This window comes from Cupriavidus sp. C1SS-2L, from assembly GCF_057073735.1.
This window is the reverse complement of sequence record NZ_CP172708.1, coordinates 996,826-1,013,656: the sequence shown is the minus strand read 5'-3', so window position 1 is coordinate 1,013,656 and position 16,831 is coordinate 996,826. Positions and strand designations below refer to the sequence as shown.

At 66.2% G+C, this 16,831-nt stretch carries 10 protein-coding genes; 1 reads left to right on the top strand and 9 read right to left on the bottom strand.

The genetic code is table 11. The features are described from left to right. Nucleotides 1-34: 34 nt before the first annotated feature. From ACIGJG_RS04665 to ACIGJG_RS04655, 3 genes are all read right to left on the bottom strand, one after another. Complete coding sequence (locus ACIGJG_RS04665; protein ID WP_011297118.1) at nt 35-2,644, bottom strand: ABC transporter permease; 2,610 nt, start codon at nt 2,642-2,644, stop codon at nt 35-37. Nucleotides 2,645-2,715: 71 nt separating this feature from the next. Further along, the gene (locus ACIGJG_RS04660; protein ID WP_011297117.1) at nt 2,716-3,318 is read right to left on the bottom strand and encodes a DUF4126 domain-containing protein; all 603 of its coding nucleotides are present in this window, start codon (nt 3,316-3,318) and stop codon (nt 2,716-2,718) included. 72 nt (nt 3,319-3,390) lie between these two features. Then, nucleotides 3,391-4,488 carry a substrate-binding domain-containing protein gene (locus tag ACIGJG_RS04655; RefSeq protein WP_011297116.1) on the bottom strand — a complete coding sequence of 366 codons (1,098 nt, stop codon included), beginning with the start codon at nt 4,486-4,488 and terminating at the stop codon, nt 3,391-3,393. 143 nt (nt 4,489-4,631) lie between these two features. Here ACIGJG_RS04655 and ACIGJG_RS04650 point away from each other — a divergent pair, with 143 nt between their 5' ends. After that, nucleotides 4,632-5,453: an ABC transporter substrate-binding protein gene (locus tag ACIGJG_RS04650; protein ID WP_011297115.1), complete on the top strand. Its 822-nt coding sequence runs from the start codon at nt 4,632-4,634 to the stop codon at nt 5,451-5,453. Between the two features lie 48 nt (nt 5,454-5,501). On the opposite strand, the gene ACIGJG_RS04645 is transcribed toward ACIGJG_RS04650, so the two are convergent. The 6 genes from ACIGJG_RS04645 to ACIGJG_RS04620 form a co-directional block, all read right to left on the bottom strand. Then, nucleotides 5,502-6,812, bottom strand: coding sequence for a sigma-54 interaction domain-containing protein (locus tag ACIGJG_RS04645; protein WP_011297114.1), 1,311 nt, complete (start codon nt 6,810-6,812; stop codon nt 5,502-5,504). Then, on the bottom strand, nt 6,809-9,931 hold the full coding sequence (locus ACIGJG_RS04640; protein ID WP_011297113.1) for a peptidase domain-containing ABC transporter: 3,123 nt from the start codon (nt 9,929-9,931) through the stop codon (nt 6,809-6,811). The genes ACIGJG_RS04645 and ACIGJG_RS04640 overlap by 4 nt, the downstream gene beginning before the upstream one ends. Beyond that, entirely contained in the window at nt 9,912-10,664 is a 753-nt protein-coding gene (locus ACIGJG_RS04635) for a peptidylprolyl isomerase (RefSeq protein WP_011297112.1), read from the bottom strand. The genes ACIGJG_RS04640 and ACIGJG_RS04635 overlap by 20 nt, the downstream gene beginning before the upstream one ends. 89 nt (nt 10,665-10,753) lie before the next feature. Continuing rightward, entirely contained in the window at nt 10,754-12,136 is a 1,383-nt protein-coding gene (locus ACIGJG_RS04630; protein WP_011297111.1) for a beta-barrel domain-containing protein, read from the bottom strand. Beyond that, on the bottom strand, nt 12,133-14,745 hold the full coding sequence (locus ACIGJG_RS04625) for an FHA domain-containing protein (protein WP_011297110.1): 2,613 nt from the start codon (nt 14,743-14,745) through the stop codon (nt 12,133-12,135). The genes ACIGJG_RS04630 and ACIGJG_RS04625 overlap by 4 nt, the downstream gene beginning before the upstream one ends. A 211-nt stretch (nt 14,746-14,956) precedes the next feature. Continuing rightward, nucleotides 14,957-16,441, bottom strand: a complete 1,485-nt coding sequence (locus ACIGJG_RS04620) for an efflux transporter outer membrane subunit (RefSeq protein WP_483672821.1) — start codon at nt 16,439-16,441, stop codon at nt 14,957-14,959. Nucleotides 16,442-16,831: the final 390 nt, after the last annotated feature.

Here is a 16,831-nt window from a genome sequence, read left to right as displayed (position 1 = left end):
AACTTCAGGCGGCGTTCCGAGGCATTCCGGAGCATTACGCGTCACGCAATGTCGCCAGCGCCGGCTGGCGCAGCACATCGCGCAGGCCCAGCCAGCCGCCCGCAAAAGCGCACAGCATGCCAGAAACCACGCCGGTCGGCACGATCCACGGATTGAAGCGGTAAGGGAAATCGAAGACGTGCTGGGACAGGCCCCAGCCTACGGCGATTGCGCCGATGCTCGCGAGCAGGCCCGCAAGCCCGCCGACTACCAGGAATTCGGCGTACTGCGTCTGCTTGACCTGCGCCGCCGAAGCCCCAAGTGCCTTGAGCAGCCCGGCATCGCGCATGCGTTCGTCGCGCGCGCCTGAGAGTGCCGCGTATAGCACGGTGATCCCGGCCACCAGTGTGAAGACGAACAGGAACTCCACAGCGGCAATCACCTGATCCACCACGGCCTGTATCTGCCGCAGGATCAGGTCGGTGTTGACCACCGTGATGTTGGGAAACGCCGCGATCAGGCGGTTGCCGAGCGCCGCGCTCGCTGGCGGCAAGTGGAACGAAGTGATGTAGGTCTCGGGCAATCCATGCATGGCGGATGGCGGCAGGATCACGAAGAAATTGACACGCATCGACCCCCAGTCGAGCTTGCGCAGCGACGTGACCGGCGCCTGCACGGTCTGGCCGGCCACGTCGAAGCGCAGGGTGTCGCCCAACCGGATGCCCAGCGTCCTGGCGATGCCCTCCTCCACCGATGCGCCGGCGCCCGTGCCATTGGACCAGCGCCCGGCCACAACCTGGTTGCCCTCGGGCAGCGCGTCGGTATAGGACAGGTTGAACTCGCGCTCCACCAGGTTGCGCGCGCGGCCCTCGGCAAAGCTGTCGGCGCGTATCGCGCGTTCGCCGATATGCGTGAGGCGGCCCCGCACCATCGGATAGAGCAGGTCATGGATGCCTGCCGTGGCCAGCATGCCGCGCAACGGCTCGCGCTGGTCCGGCTGGATGTTGATGATGAAGCGGTTGGGGGCATCGGCCGGCGTGGCACTGCGCCAGGAATCGACAAGGTCGTTGCGCGTCATGCCCAACAGCAGCAGCGCCATCAGGCCGATGGCCAGCGCCACCGTCTGCAGCACGGTCACGGCGCGCCGGCGTTCCAGCACGGCCAGCGCAAAGCGCCAGCCCACCGCCGAGCGCCCCGCCAGCCTGCCACGCAACGCGCGTGACAGCAGCATCAGCATGCCGAGCGCCAGCAATGCAAAGACAGCCCCGGCGCCGGCAAACCCGCCCGCCGTGGTCAGGCCGAGCCGCAGGTCGCGCGCCGCCACCAGCAGCAAGCCGATAAAGGCGCCAAGCCCGAGGGCATAGGCTGCCCATGCCGACACCGGCGGCGGGCCGATATCTCGGCGCAGCACGCGCAGCGGCGCCACGCGCGTCAGCGCCAGCAACGGCGGCAAGGCAAAGCCGGCCAGCAGCACCAGACCCGCCAGGATGCCGACCGTTGCTGGCAACAGCGAAGGCTGCGGCAACGACACTTGCAGCAGGCCGCCAAGCGACAACAGCAGTCCGTAGTGGGCCAGGTAGCCAAGCACCACGCCCACCACTGAGCCGGCCGCCCCGAGCAGCAGGAACTCGATGCCGAACGCCGCCAGGATCTGCCGGCGCGACAGCCCCATGCACTTGTAGACCGCGCAGGCGTCGGTGTGCCGCTGCATATAGCGGCGCGCCGACATGGCGATCGCCACCGCGGCAATCATCGACGACAGCACCGCCACCAGCGACAGGAAGCGCTCCGCGCGGTCCAGCGTGGCGCGCATCTGCGGCTGGCCTGATTCGAGCGACTCCACGCGCGTGTTGCGCAGCTTGAGCCGCTTGATCTCGTCGTCCGCCCAGCGCTGGTAGGCCTTGTCGGCAGCGTCCGTACCCGCTACGAGCAGGCGGTAGCTCACGCGGCTGCCCCAGCCGATCAGGCCGGTGCTGTCGAGATCGGACAGCGGCAACAGCACGCGCGGCGCGAAATTCATGAACCCCGCGCCTCGATCCAGTTCCTGGGTCAGGATGCGGTCGATGCGGAACGTACGGTTGCCAAGCTGGAGCGCGTCGCCAATGCGCAGCCCCAGCGCGCTCAGGAGTGCCTCGTCCACCCAGACCGTGCCCGGCGCGGGAGTGCCTTCGGCGGCCTGCTCGGGGCCGCCCGGCGTGGCGGCCACCTTCAGCTTGCCGCGCAGCGGATAGCCAGGGCTGACCGCCTTGAGCGCGGCGAGCTGGCTAGGCGCCTCGGCGCCGGGGGCGGCATCGGCACGGCGGGCCGTCGCCATGCTCGGGAACGTCACCGTATGCGCCACGGAAAGGCCGGCCTGGGCTGCGCGTGTGGAAAAGCCAGCGTCGAACGGCTGGTCCGATACCAGCAGCACGTCCGCGGCAATCATTTGCCGAGCATCGCGCTCCAGTCCCAGGCGCATGCGGTCGGCCAGGAAGCCGACGCTGGTCAGCGCCGCAACCGCCAGCACCAGCGCGAATAGCAGCAGGTAAAGCTCGCCGGCGAGCCAATCGCGCCGGGCCATGCGCAAGGCCTGGCGCCAGGCTGAAAATCGCCGTCCGTGCGACACGGACCTGGCAATGGCTCGGGAAACAGCGGTATTGGGGACGGAAGCGGGCTCGTTCGGCATCAGTCTTGGTTTCAGTCTCGTTCGGGTGCTGCCGGCGCCTGGAGCACGCAGCATGGGTTCTGGGGGCGCGCTCAGGTTCGTCTTGCGGGCGGGCCCGAGCGGTTGCGCAAGCTCGCATGCAGGCGGCGCACTCCGCGCCAGAGCTTGGGCAGCAGCCAGATGGCCACCAACAGGAAGACGGCCAGCACGACGAGGAACAGCACTGGCAGGAAAAAGGCCAGCAGCAGGCTGCCGGTCGCCGTCACGTCCTCAGTGAATGAGGCCGCCCAGTTCGAAAACGGTTCCGGCGAGACATTGATCAAGGCACGCGTGCCGGCCTTGGCGACGTGGGCCGTACCGGCCAGGGTGCCGCCGACCAGGCCCGCCGCGACCATCCATTGCGGATCCAGCTGGCCGAACGCGGCCGCGGCAAGGATCGCGCCGGCCGGGATCCGCACGAAGGTATGGATGCTGTCCCAGACCGAGTCGAAGCCAGGGATCTTGTCGGCGATGAACTCCGCCAGCGCGAGCACCGCGGCCACGCCGATCACCCACCACGATTCGAGCGCTTGCAGCCCGGGCGGCAGGTGCAGCCAGCCTAGCCGCGACAACACGCCCGCGGCCAGGACAGCGAGGTAGAGGCGAAAGCCGCTGGCCCAGGACATGCCTGCGGCCAGGGCGGCGGTTTCCAGCATGGTGCTCCTTGCGTTGGCGGGCGATCGCCCTATTCAGGCCATCGCAAAGAGTGTAGCGCGATCAGGCGCGGCTCAGCCGCCTTCCTTACCGTCGGCTCCATACCAGGGCAAGGCCTCCTGCGGCGTCAGCACGCCGGCCGGCTCGGCCATGGTGTAGCCCGGCAGCGCTTCGATCCGGCGCGCGAACGCCGGATCGGCCAGCAGGGCGAGCAGGCCCGACATCCAGCCCGCGGTCTGGTCGTTCTTGCGCAGCGCCAGGTAATACGCCTCTCGCGTGAGCGGTACAAAGGCCAGTCCCAGGGCCTCGGCGTTCATGCGCAGTCCGAAACCGACCTGCGCGCGCCCGGCGTGGACCGCTTCCGCCACCTTTTCATTGCTGAACTCGGGTTCTTCGTACCCGGCGATCTGGTCGGGATACAGGCCTTGCGCGGCCAGCAACTGATCGAACAGCATGCGCGTGCCGGAACTGCGCTGCCGGTTGATGAAACGCGCCTCGGTGCGCACGAGATCACGCAGGTCGTGGATTTCAGTGCTCAACTCCGGCGACACGATCAGGCCCTGTTCGCGCCACGCCAGCCGCAGCAGGCGCACCGACGCTGGCCGCAGCCATTTGCGCAATGTCAGGTGGGCCACCGAGCCGGCGGTCTGCACGGGCGAGACATAGAAGCCAGCCAGTTCGGACTGCCGCTCCTGCAGGCAGATCAGCCCCTCGACACTGCCGCAGAACACCGTATCAAGCTGAAGCCCCGATGGCTGGTCCCTGAGCGCACCGGCCAGTACCTCGATGGCGGGATCGTGGCTCCCCGAAAAATGCACGCAGGTCTGCGGCTGGGCGGCATCGTCGAGATCAGCGATGAACTCGGCCATGGCGCGCTGCACGGCCGGATCGAGGGTCTCGCGCAACCGCATCTCCGCACGCAGCAGCCGCTCGCCAAAGCGCGTCAGCGACGCACCCCGCCCGCGCTCCATATCGAGCACGGACCGGCCCAGCATGGCCTCCCACGTCCGCATCACGCCCCAGGCATGGCGGTAGGACAAGCCGATCTCGCGCGCCGCGCGGTGCAGCGAGCCGGTTTCGCGCACGGCCTTGAGCAACTGGAACACCTTGCCGTTGGCGCGCGGATTGTCGTCCGCAGCAACGACCGGAAACAGGTCAAAGCGAAATGTCATATGTTTCGCCTTGCATATTTACACATCGATTCCGCTTCGCACACAATGAACCACCCCGTTTTTATGTCGCTTTTTTTCCATTCTCCACGACCCGCCATGGCATGGCAATTATGTTTATCGAAACATAAATCAAGGAACCACACATGTCACGGATTGCATTTCGCAGGCTTCCCGTTCTGGGCAGCATTACCTGCCTGATGGCGCTCTCCGTCGCACAGGCCGGTGAACTGAAGCTGGCTACCACGACGAGTACCGAGAACTCCGGCCTGCTCAAGTACCTGCTGCCCAAGTTCGAGCAGAAGAGCGGCGTGAACGTGAAGGTCATCGCCGTCGGTTCGGGCAAGGCCATGAAGATGGGCGAGATGGGCGACGTGGACGTGCTGCTCGTGCACGCGCGCAAGATGGAAGATGAATTCGTGGCGGCCGGCTACGGCGTCAATCGCCGCGACGTCATGTACAACGACTTCATCGTCGTGGGGCCGGCCAGCGATCCGGCCGGCATCAAGGGCGGCAAGGACGTGCTGGCGGGCTTCCGCAAGCTCGCCGGCAGCGGCAGCAAGTTCATCTCGCGCGGGGACAACTCCGGCACCGACGTAATGGAGAAGGACTACTGGAAGCAACTCGGCATCGAACCGAAGGGGCAACCGTGGTATGTCAACGCGGGGCTTGGCATGGGCGAGGTGCTGACCATGGCCGCCCAGATGCCCGCTTATACGCTGTCGGACCGCGCCACCTATGGCGCCTACCGCGCCAAGACCGGCCTGGCGATCGCCGTGCAGGGCGATCCGAAGATGTTCAACCCGTACGGCGTCATCGCGGTCAATCCGGCCAGGCACCCTGGCACCAACTACCCCGACGCAATGAAGCTGGTGGAGTGGATTACCTCGCCGGAAGGACAGCGGGCCATTGCCGGCTACAAGGTCGAAGGGGAACAGCTCTTCTTCCCGGACTACAAGGGCAAGTGAAGGTTGGGGGGCTCGCCAAACCGGGCGCCCCCCCGTCCCTCACCGCTCTCACGCCTTCTCCCTCTGCCCCCGAAAGTCCTTCGAATGAATCCCGTGCTTCTTCAGCAGCATCTGCAGATGCGAACGGTTCATGTCGCACCGCCGCGCCAGCTCGGCAACGGTACCGCCCACTTCCTGCAGCCCCCGCTCCAGAAACGCGCGCTCCGCTTCATCGCTGGCAGCGCGCTTGGCTTCGCTCAGCGACGTCGGCAGCGCTGACAACGCACCAACCGGCCCGATCGGCACCACGGCCAGCGCGGCCGGCTTCGGACGAATGTCCACCGGCAGGTGGACAAGATCCGCCGTATCACCGGCCAGGCACGACACCCGGTACAACAGATTGCGCAGCTCGCGGATGTTGCCCGGATACTCGTAATGCATCAGGAAGTCGCGCAGCCTCGGCGTAAGCTTGACCGGGCGCCGCTTGAGCATGCCCGCCGCTTCGTCGCTGAAATAAGAGACCAGCAACGGGATCTCGTCGCGCCTCTCGCGCAAAGCCGGCAGCGATACGTGGATCACGCTGAGCCGGTAGAACAGGTCCTCGCGGAACGTTCCTTCCTTGCTCATGCGCCGCAGGTCCTTGTTGGTCGCAGCGACGATCCGGGTGTCGACGGCGATCAATTCGTCCGAGCCCACGCGCTGGATCTCGTGCGCTTCGAGCACGCGCAGCAGCTTGACCTGCCCCGTCAGCGGCAGCTCGCCGATTTCGTCGAGGAAGATGGTGCCGGTGTGGGCGCTCTCGAACTTGCCGCGCCGGTCGTTGCTGGCGCCCGTGAACGCGCCCTTCTTGTGGCCGAACAGTTCGGACTCGAGCAGGCTGTCCGGAATAGCGCCGCAGTTGACCGAGATGAACGGCCGCTCCTGCCGCGAACCGTTGGCATGGATGACCTTGGCCATCAGCTCCTTGCCGGTGCCGCTTTCGCCGTCGATCAGCACGGGAAGATCGGTAGGCGCCGCCTTTTCGGCAATCTCCAGCGATTCGAGCAGCTTCGGGTTATCGCCGAACGTCCCTTCGAAGATAAAGCTGCGCTCGAGCAGCGCCTGCCGGCGCTCGCGCGGCATGCGTTCGATTTCCTCCTGCACGGGCGCCTCACCGCCCGTTGCGGCCTGCACGAAACGCTCCTTGTGCGACAGCCCCATCACCTCATCGCGCAGCGTGGTGGTCTGCTTGAGCAGCTTCTCGATATCGGTGCGCTCGAGCCGCGACGACCAGCGCAGCGTGGAGCGCAGGATCTCGAGCTTCTCGATCAGCCCCGCGAACGAGACGGTGGAGGTGCCGGCGGCGGCAGGCGGATGGGCGCCCTGGTTATATAGCTTCATGCTGAGCTCAGTTGCTTTTGCACCAGCTGGTAGTACATGCCCTTGCGGTCGAGCAGTTCATCGTGACGGCCCTGCTCGACGACGGCGCCTTCGTACAGCACCAGGATCTTGTCGGCCTGCATGATGGTGCTGAGGCGGTGCGCGATGATTACCGCCGTGCGCCCGCGCAGGATCTCCTGCATGTTCGCGAGGATATTACTCTCGGACTGCGTATCGAGCGCCGACGTCGCTTCGTCAAACACCAGCAGGCGCGGGTCGTGATACAGCGCGCGCGCAATGCACAGCCGCTGGATCTGCCCGCCCGACAGGCCCATGCCGCGCTCGCCCACGATCTGTTCATAGCCGAGCGGCAGCTTGGTGATGAACGGGTGCGCGTCCGCCATCCTGGCCACTTCCTCGATGCGGCGGCGGTCGGGGCTTTCGTCGCCGCAGGCGATGTTCTCCGCGATGGTGCCGGAGAACAGCAGGTTGGTCTGCATCACGTAGCCGACCTGGGCACGGTAGAACTCGGTGTCGATCATGCCGATTTCATAGCCGTCCACCTTCATCGAGCCTTCGGTAGGCCGGTAGAAGCCGACCAGCAGCTTGGCGAGCGTGGTCTTGCCCGAGCCGCTGCGCCCGACGATAGCCACCATCTCGCCCGGCTTGATATGCAGGCTGATGTTCTCGAGCACATAGGCGGTGTCCTCGCCGCCATAGCGGAAGTACAGCCCGTTCATCTCGATCTCGCCTTGCAGGTCGGGCAGCAGCACGCGCGACATCACGTCCTGCGGCTTCTGTTCGGGCTCGAGGTCCAGCACGTCGCCAAGCCGCTCCATCGCCACGCCGGCATCATTGAGCTGGCCCCACAACGCGACCAGCCCCATCAACGGCGCGAGCACACTGCCCATGAACGCATTGAAGGCGATCAGCTGGCCGATCGTCAGCTCGCGCTGCAGCACCAGCGTGGCGCCCACCCACAGCACGGCGATGGTGGTCGCCGCATTGAGCAACTGGCTGATCATGCCGACGAGGATGTGGAAGGCCTGCGCCTGGTACTGCTTTTCCAGCGCCTTCGCATACTTGGCTTCCCAGCGCAGGCGGACAGGCCGCTCGATGCCCATGCCCTTCACGGTCTCCGCGCCGCCAAGCGTCTCCATGAGATAAGCCTTGGCGTCCGTCGACGCAGCGAACACCTCGCGCGCGTAGGTCTTGACCTTGGGCGTCACCACCACGGTCAGCGCCGCGATCGGGATCACGAACGCGATCAGCAGCAGCGTGAGCTTGACGTTGTAGAGAAACATGATGGTGAAGTAGATGAACACCATCAGCAGGTTCAGCGCCGTCGTCACCGTGGATTCGGTCAGGAATGCGCGGATGGTCTGGTTCTCCTGGAAGCGCGCGAAGATGTCGCCGGTCTTGCGCTTGGCGAAGAACGACAGCGGCAGCGACAGCGTGTGCTTGAAGAAGTGCGACATCATGGCGAAATCCATGTTGCGCACCATGAAGTTGGCCAGGTACGCGCGGATCGTCGACATCAGTTGCGAAAACAAGTTCGCGATGATGAGCCCGACGATCAACAGGTGCAGCAGCCCGATATTCTGGTGCACCACCACGCCATCGAGGATGTTCTGGATGATGAGAGGCGGCACCACGCCGAGCACCTGGATCACGAAGGTGGCCAGGAACAGGTGCGCGAGGATCTTTTTGTACGGCGCCAGATAGCTGATAAAGCGCAGCCACGGCGAGCGCTGCACCGACAGCTGCGCCATGCTTTCGCCGGGGCTGAACAGCAGGCAGGTGCCGCTCCAGCCGCGTTCGAACTCTTCGGCGCTCATCTTGCGGAAGCCGATACCCGGGTCCGCCACCCATACCCAGCGCGCCGAGACGCCGTACACGATCACATAGTGGTAGCCCTCCCAGTGCACGATGAACGGCAGCTCGAAGCCCATCAGCGACTCGCGCGTACACTGCACGCCGCGCGTGGTGAAGCCGAGCGATTCGCCGGCGCGCGCGAGGCTTTCCAGCGTGGCGCCCTGCGTGGTCACGTTGGCAAGTTCGCGCAGCTTGCCAAGCGACATCGGAATCCCGTAGTGCCGGCAGATCATGGCCAGGCAGGCGGCACCACAATCCATCTCCTCGGCCTGCTCGACAAGCGCAAACCGGCGGATCAGCCGCTCGCCAAGCTCCGGCTTGGATTGCAGGTCGAGCAGCACCGGACGCTTGCGGCGCTCGGCGAGCTTCTTCTGCCGATGCAGCTCGCGATCGACCACGCGGATGCGCTCTTCGAGCACTTCGCGCAGGCGCGGATTGCGTTCCAGGATGAGCTGCACGGTCTTTTCGGGGATCACCAGCAGGCGGACATCGGTCTCGGCGATGGCCGAGGCGATCTGCTCCTGCCGCATCACGCACGCGCGCTCGCCGAAGATATCGCCCTGCCCGAGCGTGGCCAGCGGAAACTCGTCATCGTCCTCATTGCGCACGATGCGCACGGCGCCCTGGCGCACAACGTAGAGCCGGCGGTCGTCGCGCCCGTCCTGCTTCAGGATCTCCTTGCCTGCGGCCACGCGCTTGACGCCCACGCTGCGCACCGCGTCTTCCAGCTCGCGCCGGTCCAGCTTGCCGCGCAGGTCGAACAGCCGGGCCACGAAGCCGCCGGCCGAACTGATCGCCACATAGCTCGTGATGAACGCCAGCGCCGCCTGGTTGCGCGCCACGACCTTCTCGCCCACGCTGCGCGGAATCATCAGCAGCTCGGTCTTGCCCGATGCGCGCACCGACGATTCATGGTGATAGTCGCGCAGCAGCCCGACATCCGCGAAGACCTCGCCGGTCTTGCGCACGCCCATGCTGATTTCCTTGCCGTGCTCCTCGTTGAACACGCGCACGGAGCCCGCCTTGATGATGTACAGGCCGGGTGCGGGCTCGCCGGCATTGCATACGGTGTCGCCGAAGCCGAACGTTTGCGTCTGCGCCGCGGCGGCGAGCTGCTCCAGCTCCTCACGCGTGAGTGCCGACAGGATCTCGACCGTCGACAGGAAATCGGCGAGCGATGCACCCGCAGCAGGGGATGCAGGCGCGGCCGCGGGCGACGGCACCTCGGCCGCCGCTGCGCCTTCGCTAGCGGGCTTCGATGACATGTTCCTGCGCCCTCGCCATCAGCCATTCTTCACGCAGGAGCCGGCGCACCTCCACCGCGACGTCGCTGTCGAGCGTCGCGGGATGCTTCGCGCGCACGAGGAAGACTTCGAAGAACGAGCGGTCCGCCGCCGGAAACGGCCCCAGCAAGTCGCCGGCTTCCGCATTGAAGACCTTCGCTTCGATGTCTGTCTTGAGCGAGCCGCGCAAGACCTTGCCGATGTCGCCGCCGCGCTCGCGCGTATCGGCAATCGAATGCTCGCGCGCCATCTCGGCGAAGCTGTCGGGGTCGTCTTGCAGGTACGAGATCAGCTCCTTGGCCTTGCCCTCGCTGTCCACCACGATGTGGCTGACCTCGATGCTGTCGAAGCGCGGCGAATTGAGCTGGAAGTATTCGTGCACGGCGGCGTCGTTGCAGACCTGCTCCATCATCCGTTCCTGGTACAAGCTGTCGGTGATGAAGACTTCGAACTCGTCCAGGCTCACGCCCAGCGCGTCGAGATAGTGGTTCATATCCGCCGCGCGGTGCAGTCCCTGCACGCGCCGGAACTGGTCCGCGCGCTCCTGAATCTCTTCCTGCGCCAGGCTCATGCCAGCGCGCTTCGCGGCATGGACGGTCAGCTTGTCACGCACCATCTGTTCGACCAGCCCTTCGAACTGCCCGGTGAACTTGAGCAGGCGGATGAATTCTTCGACGCCCAGTACCTCGTCGTCGATACGCACAATGCCAGTCATGGCCCTACCCTCCTATAACGGCCCCTGCACCGATCCCCATAGCGCCGCACTGCGGCGGTCGCGATTCGCTCCCCGAATACCGTGTCCCGCTAGCCCGCCACCTGCCTGAACGGGTCCAGCCCCAGGTCGATCAGGCGGCGCTCGCGCACGACGATCTCCGCCGTGGCGGTCATGCCGTAGCGCAGTGGGTAACGGGTTTCGCCCACGGCGTAGTAATCGCGCGACAGGCGGATGCGGCCTTCGTAGACCGGCTGCTTGTCCGGCCCGCCCGGCTTGGTCGCCGGCGAGATGTATTCGAGCGTGCCTTCGATCAGGCCGTAGCGCTGGTATGGGAACGCGTTGAACTTGAGCTTGACTGGCAAGCCCTCCTTCAGGAACGCGCGGTCGCGCTCGGCAATGGCGATCTTCAACACGGGGCGCGCGTCATTGGGCGCGATGCCGCCGATCGGCGTATTGGCCTGGATCTTGTCGCCGCGCTGGGTCGACGTCACGTCCGTGATAACGCCTGACACCGGCGCCAGGATCAGCAGGAAGTTGTCCTTGTCGATGTTCTCGAAGCGGATGCGCGCAGCTGCCTCGGCCACTAAACGCGCGGTCTGCACCTGCAGGCGCAGCTTGTCCTCGGTGCTCGCAATCTCTCGCATCGCCGCGTCGTACTGCACGCGCAGGCCAGCAAGTTCCTGGCCGCTGCTTTCGAGCTGCACGTTGGCCTGGCTCAGTTCCTGGCCCTGCCGCGCTTCCAGTTCGGCCAGTCGCGATTGCGCCACGCGCAACGTGTTCTCGGCCTCCTGCGTGGCCGCGCGCTTGGCATCCACCTGCGACTGCGACACGCCGCCGCCGGCCGGCAGTGCGAACAGGCGCGTATAGCGGTCCTGTTCCTGGCGCGCGAAGTCTCGGGCACGGCGCGAATTCTCGACATTGCTGCGCGCCTCCTGAATCTGCGCGCGCTGCTGCTCGGTCAGCCGTGTCGTGCCTTCGGCAATGCGCGTTTCATGCTGGCGCGTGCCCACGTCGATCTGTTGCTTGAGCGCGGCGGCGCGGCGCGCCATTAACGCCTTCTTCTCGGGGAACTGCTTCCATTCGCGCTCCGAGTCTTCGAGCTTGAGCTGCGCCTCCAGCGCATTGGCCGCAGCCTCAATGGCGCCGCGTGCGTTCAGGCGGGCCAGCACGTCATCCTTTGACACCGGCTGCCCTTCGGCGACATACAGGTCCGCAAGTTCGCCATCCACGGGCGCGTAGAAGCGCCTGACTTCCGACTCCGGCGCCAGCGTGCCCTCGGCCGTGACGATCACATCGGCATGTCCGAAGAACGACCAGATCAGCGCGCATACCACGAGCGCGAACGTCGTCACGATCGTCAGCAGGCTCAGCCGCCACGGCTCGGCCGTGAGGATCGCTATGCCTTCGCCGCCGTGGTCCTCCAGCGCCTCGGACAGGGGCCTCAGGCGGTTGCTGCCTTGTGCGTCGTTCATGGCCGCGCCTCTTTCGGCTTGTCAGTTTCCGCGGTGACCGCCGCTGCAGCCGACGCGGCAGCCGGCGCTTCTGCGCCCCGCGCTTCGCCGCCAAGCAGGTCCAGCTTGGCCTTGAGCACGGCCGGGTCGAGCACCATGCGCAGCTCCTGCAAGGCGCGGCGCTGCTGGTCGACCTCTGCGCGGATCTCCTCCTCCGCCTTGCTCCATTGCGCGAGATCGGCGCTCTCGCCAGCCTTGAGCTGGGTGACGATGCGAATCCCTTGCCGCGCATCTTCCTGCGCCTGCGCGAGGCGCCTGGCCTGGTCGCGGAACTTCGGCGAAATGCCGGGTTCCAGCCGCTGGTCGGCGCCGATCTGGCCGTTGGCGCGGTACTGCTTCCACCCTGCAATGGCGCGGCTCACCAGCTCACGCGCACGCCGCAAGGCGCTGTCGCGGATCGCGGTGACATCCGGCTCCACGGCCTTGGCGTAGTACTTGTCCTCGTCTGGATCGAGCATGGCGTAGAAACCGAGCAGCTTGTCCTCATAGCCGCCTGCGCCACGCGAGCCCTGCAGCGCCGCGTACTGCGTGGCGACCTGCTGCTTGTGCGCGGCGTCCTTCGCCACGTCGTCGGCCCACGGCCCGGCGCTGATGCGGCGCAGGCCCGCGATGGCGGTCGCGCCGTCGCCGCGCTGCCACGCTTGCGCGGCCACGGCGTACTGGCGCGCGACGTCCGTAGTGGGAAGGCGCTGCGAGAGACGCGCGTACTGGGCCTGGAATGGCGGCGTGGCGAACTTCGCATCGGCCATGCGCGCCACCAGCGGCCCCGGGTTGCGCGCGCGCAGCGGCTGCATCAACGCGGTGTAGCGGTGCAGGTCGTCCTGCAGCTTGTCCAGACCGGACAGCCGCGGGTATTTTTCCTTGTACTCGTCCAGCACCGGCTGCAGCGCCTCGGGCTTGTCGCGCGCCAGTTCGGCGGCGATCGTGGCATTGAGCCGGTCGATCGCGGCCAGGTAGACCGATTCGTCCGTCTGCAGCTTGCGCACATCACTGAGCGCGCTCGCATAGACGTCCCGGAATGCCGGCTCGTATCCGGCGATGCGCCCCAGCGCGCGCTGGTGCGCAGCGGTGTCCTGGTTCCAGTGCGTCAGCAGGCCGCGTATGACGGACTCATCGGTGTAGAGCCGGATCGGCGCTTCCGCGCCGCCGCGCTGCGCGAAGTAGCGCTCCAGGTCGCCGATCCATTCGAGCTCGCGCACCAGCGGGTGCGCATCCGCGTTGTGCTGGCTGCCCGAAGCCATCTCGGCCAGCACCGCAGCGGCGCCGTTGAAATCTTTCGCCTTGAGCTTGCCCGCCCATTGCGGCACGTGAGCGCGCAGCAGCGCTTCCGTGCCCATGGCCTGGAACTGCGCATCGTCCGGGTGCCGCACGAGATAGGCATCGGCTGCCTTGGCCGCCCTGGCGTACTGGCCGTCGGCAAGCAGCGACTTCACGTCGCGCTCTGGCATGCCGCGCAGGTAGAGCGCACCGAGGCCCACGGCAATCAGCGCAAGCACCACCAGGCCCCATCGCGCTGCGCGCCGCACGCGCACCGGGTCATTCAGGCCGAAGCGCCCGGCGACTTCTCCGGCAAGCAGCGCCGTGCGGCTGCGCGACGCATTTCCCTTGCGCACTGACGCATCGGTAGCCGCCGCGGCTTGCGCTTCGGCATCGGCATTGACCTCGTCTTCCTGCCGCGCCGCGTAGTCGACGCAGAAGATATCCAGGAACGAATCGGCTGCGCCGACGAAGGTTGTCTTGTCCGCGTCGTCATCCAGTGCATGCGCCGGCGCCGCTGCATGCTCGGCAACGGGCTCGACGTCGACCACGGCATCTGGCGCGGCGAACACGGTACGCGTAGCCGTAGCGTCGGCATCGCCTTCGCGCTGCACCGCGACCTTGTAGACAAAATGGCTGCCGCCGAACGCGATCAGGTCGCCATCGTTGAGCGGCACGCCATGATCGGCAAGACGGTGGCCGTTGACGAAGGTGCCGTTGGTGCTGCCCAGGTCCTCCAGGAACGGCACGCCGCACTTCAGGTAGATATGCGCATGGCGCCGCGACAGGTAATTGACCTGCTGCGGATGGCTGTCGCGGTAGCGCGCGAACGTATCGTCGGCCTTGCTGATCAGGTACGGGAAGCCGCTCAGCTCGATCGGCTGCAGGCCCAGGTCGCTGCGTTCTGGCTGCAGCGTGACCATTACGCGCGGCGGCTCCGGCGCAGGCACGCGCGGCGAAAGCCGTACGTGAAACGACAGCGCCGACCCGAAGGAAAGCTCGTCGCCGTCGCTGAGCCGCAGCGGATGCCCGGCGACATCGGCGCCGTTGATGCGCGTGCCGTTCTTGCTGCCGAGATCCGCCACGTAGACTGCGCCGTGCTCGGCGAAGATCCGCGCGTGCCGGCGCGAGAGCGCCGCGGTCAGCTCTTCGGGATAGGAAACGAACGGTGCCTCGGTCCGGCCGACGGCGAACAGGTCCTCGTCGATGCGGATCTCGCCCAGCTCCGGACGCGAGACGGGCGTCAGCAGAATATCGAACTCCTGACCCATCCTCACCGGCATTTCCATGATCAGTGCATCGTCAGGAGCCATGTTTCCAAGAAACCAACAGGCGCGGCGCCGAAGGCTGCGCACCGGGGGATGAATCGACAATCAACATAGTAGGCGACGCCTCTCGCTAGTCAATTGAATGCGCACCAGCCGTAGCGCGCAGAGTGTCGCCCATGCGGCGCAAACCGCTGGCGTACCCTGCGCGCCGGGGAGCCGATGTATCGTGAACGCTGCCTGGCGCAAAGGCGCCAGGTCACTGCGACGACGAAGTGCTTGCCGTGGCGTTGCTGACCCGCACGTCGGTCCAGCCGCCGCCTAGCGCCTTGTAGAGCGTGACAGTATCGGCAAGGATCTGTTGGTGGACGGCCAACAAGGACAGTTGCGCGCTCAGCAGCGAACGCTCGGTCTCGAACACTTCAAGCTGCGACACAACGCCTTCCTTGAGCTGCGCCTCGATCTGCGACGACACCACGCGCAGCTGGTCAACCTGCTGCTGCAACTCGATGCGCTGCTTCTTGTGCGCGTTGACATTGACCAGTGCGGTCTCCACCTCTTCGAACGCGTTCATCACGGTGCGGCCGTAGTCGCTTTCCACCACCTTGACCTGCGCCTCCGTGGTCTTGACGCGAGCGCGAATGTTCGGGTCCAGCATCGGCAGAGTGATGCTGGGCGCAATGCCGAGCGTGAAAGTCTTCAGCAAGCTGTTCAGCGCGAAGCTGGCCATGCCGCCGTTCGCGGTCAGGCTGATGCTCGGCAGCTGCGCAAGCCGGGCCTGGCCGACGATGTTGTACGCCGCGAGCACGCGATACTCCGCGGCCACGATGTCGGGCCGGCGCGCCAGCAACTGCGACGGCAGGCCCGCCGGCACCGGCGGCGGCTGCACGCGGTCCTGCAGCTTGCCGGGCGGCACCTTGAGATTGCCGGCGGGCACGCCGACCAGCGTGGCCAGCGCGTTCTCCGTCACGTCACGCGAGCGGCGCAGTTCGATCAGGTCCTTGGTCAGCCGGTTGATTTCCGCCTGCTGCTGCATGACGCGGATCTTCGGCACCAGCCCGTTCTGGAACATGGCCTGGTATGTATTGAGGATTTGCCCGTTCTTCTGCACGGTGCGCGTCTGCTGGTCGATCTGCTCGTCGAACTGCAGGATCTGGAAGTAAGCGGTCGAGACATTGGCCGCCAGCGTCAGGTAGCCGGCGCGCCAGTCCGCTTCGGTGGCGTGGAACTCGGCGGTCTGCGCCTGCACGCCCTTCTCTACCTTGCCCCAGATGTCGATGTCCCAGCTCAGCTGGCCACCCAGGTTGTAGCTGCGCGCGGTGGCCTGGCCGGTGGTCTTGGTGACGTTCGCGTTGGCGTTGAGGTCGATCACCGGCAACTGACCGGCCTTCGCTTCACCGATCTGCGCCTGCGCCACGCGGATGCGTGCGGCGAGCACCTTGATGTCGTAGTTCCCGGACAGCGCCTGCGTGATCAGCTTGTCCAGGTACGGGTCCTTGAATCCTTGCCACCAGTTCGGCTGCACGGTCTCGGCCGGCGATACCGTAATCGACTCCTGGCGCGACCATTCCGTCTTGGCCGGCGTTTCCGGACGCTCGTACACCGGCGGACGGAAATCGGCACAGCCAGTGAGCCATCCTGCGCAGGCCGCAGCGGCGACCCAGGCATAAGCGCGGCGCGGCCGTGGAACAATCCATGACGATTCGGTAGAGACCTTGGGCACGATGTCTTCCTGCAACTGCATGCATGACGCCGCCACCGAAGTGGCGCCGCCCTGCGTGTCTGTATTGTGGTTCGCGCTTGCGCGCGCTCCAACCCCGAAATGAGGTTGGCGGTGAGGTCGGAGATGCGCATCGGCAGATGGCTTCCGGTGTTGCTTCCCGGATAACCATTGCACAAGGTGTGCCAGCGTCGCGCCGTGCAGGCGGCATCGACAGCAAAGCCTTGAAAACAAGCGCTTTTCAGTGCAACGGGGGATGGCGTCGGCGATGATGGGTCACATTGGCATCGCGCCCACTGGCGGTCGGTAACCAACAGCTGGCCCGTCACTGTCTGGTGTTATGCGACAGTGCGCGTCAGCGAACGGGGTGCCACCACGGAGGATGGCGCAGCCAGCGCGCGCCAGGACGCGTGG

Bases quoted from the DNA above. Each gene is read 5' to 3' on its own strand.
- ACIGJG_RS04620 (WP_483672821.1), bottom strand. From the start codon at position 16,441: ATGCAGTTGCAGGAAGACATCGTGCCCAAGGTCTCTACCGAATCGTCA.
- ACIGJG_RS04665 (WP_011297118.1), bottom strand. From the start codon at position 2,644: ATGCCGAACGAGCCCGCTTCCGTCCCCAATACCGCTGTTTCCCGAGCC.
- ACIGJG_RS04640 (WP_011297113.1), bottom strand. From the start codon at position 9,931: ATGTCATCGAAGCCCGCTAGCGAAGGCGCAGCGGCGGCCGAGGTGCCG.
- ACIGJG_RS04635 (WP_011297112.1), bottom strand. From the start codon at position 10,664: ATGACTGGCATTGTGCGTATCGACGACGAGGTACTGGGCGTCGAAGAA.
- ACIGJG_RS04655 (WP_011297116.1), bottom strand. From the start codon at position 4,488: ATGACATTTCGCTTTGACCTGTTTCCGGTCGTTGCTGCGGACGACAAT.
- ACIGJG_RS04650 (WP_011297115.1), top strand. From the start codon at position 4,632: ATGTCACGGATTGCATTTCGCAGGCTTCCCGTTCTGGGCAGCATTACC.
- ACIGJG_RS04630 (WP_011297111.1), bottom strand. From the start codon at position 12,136: ATGAACGACGCACAAGGCAGCAACCGCCTGAGGCCCCTGTCCGAGGCG.
- ACIGJG_RS04660 (WP_011297117.1), bottom strand. From the start codon at position 3,318: ATGCTGGAAACCGCCGCCCTGGCCGCAGGCATGTCCTGGGCCAGCGGC.
- ACIGJG_RS04645 (WP_011297114.1), bottom strand. From the start codon at position 6,812: ATGAAGCTATATAACCAGGGCGCCCATCCGCCTGCCGCCGCCGGCACC.
- ACIGJG_RS04625 (WP_011297110.1), bottom strand. From the start codon at position 14,745: ATGGCTCCTGACGATGCACTGATCATGGAAATGCCGGTGAGGATGGGT.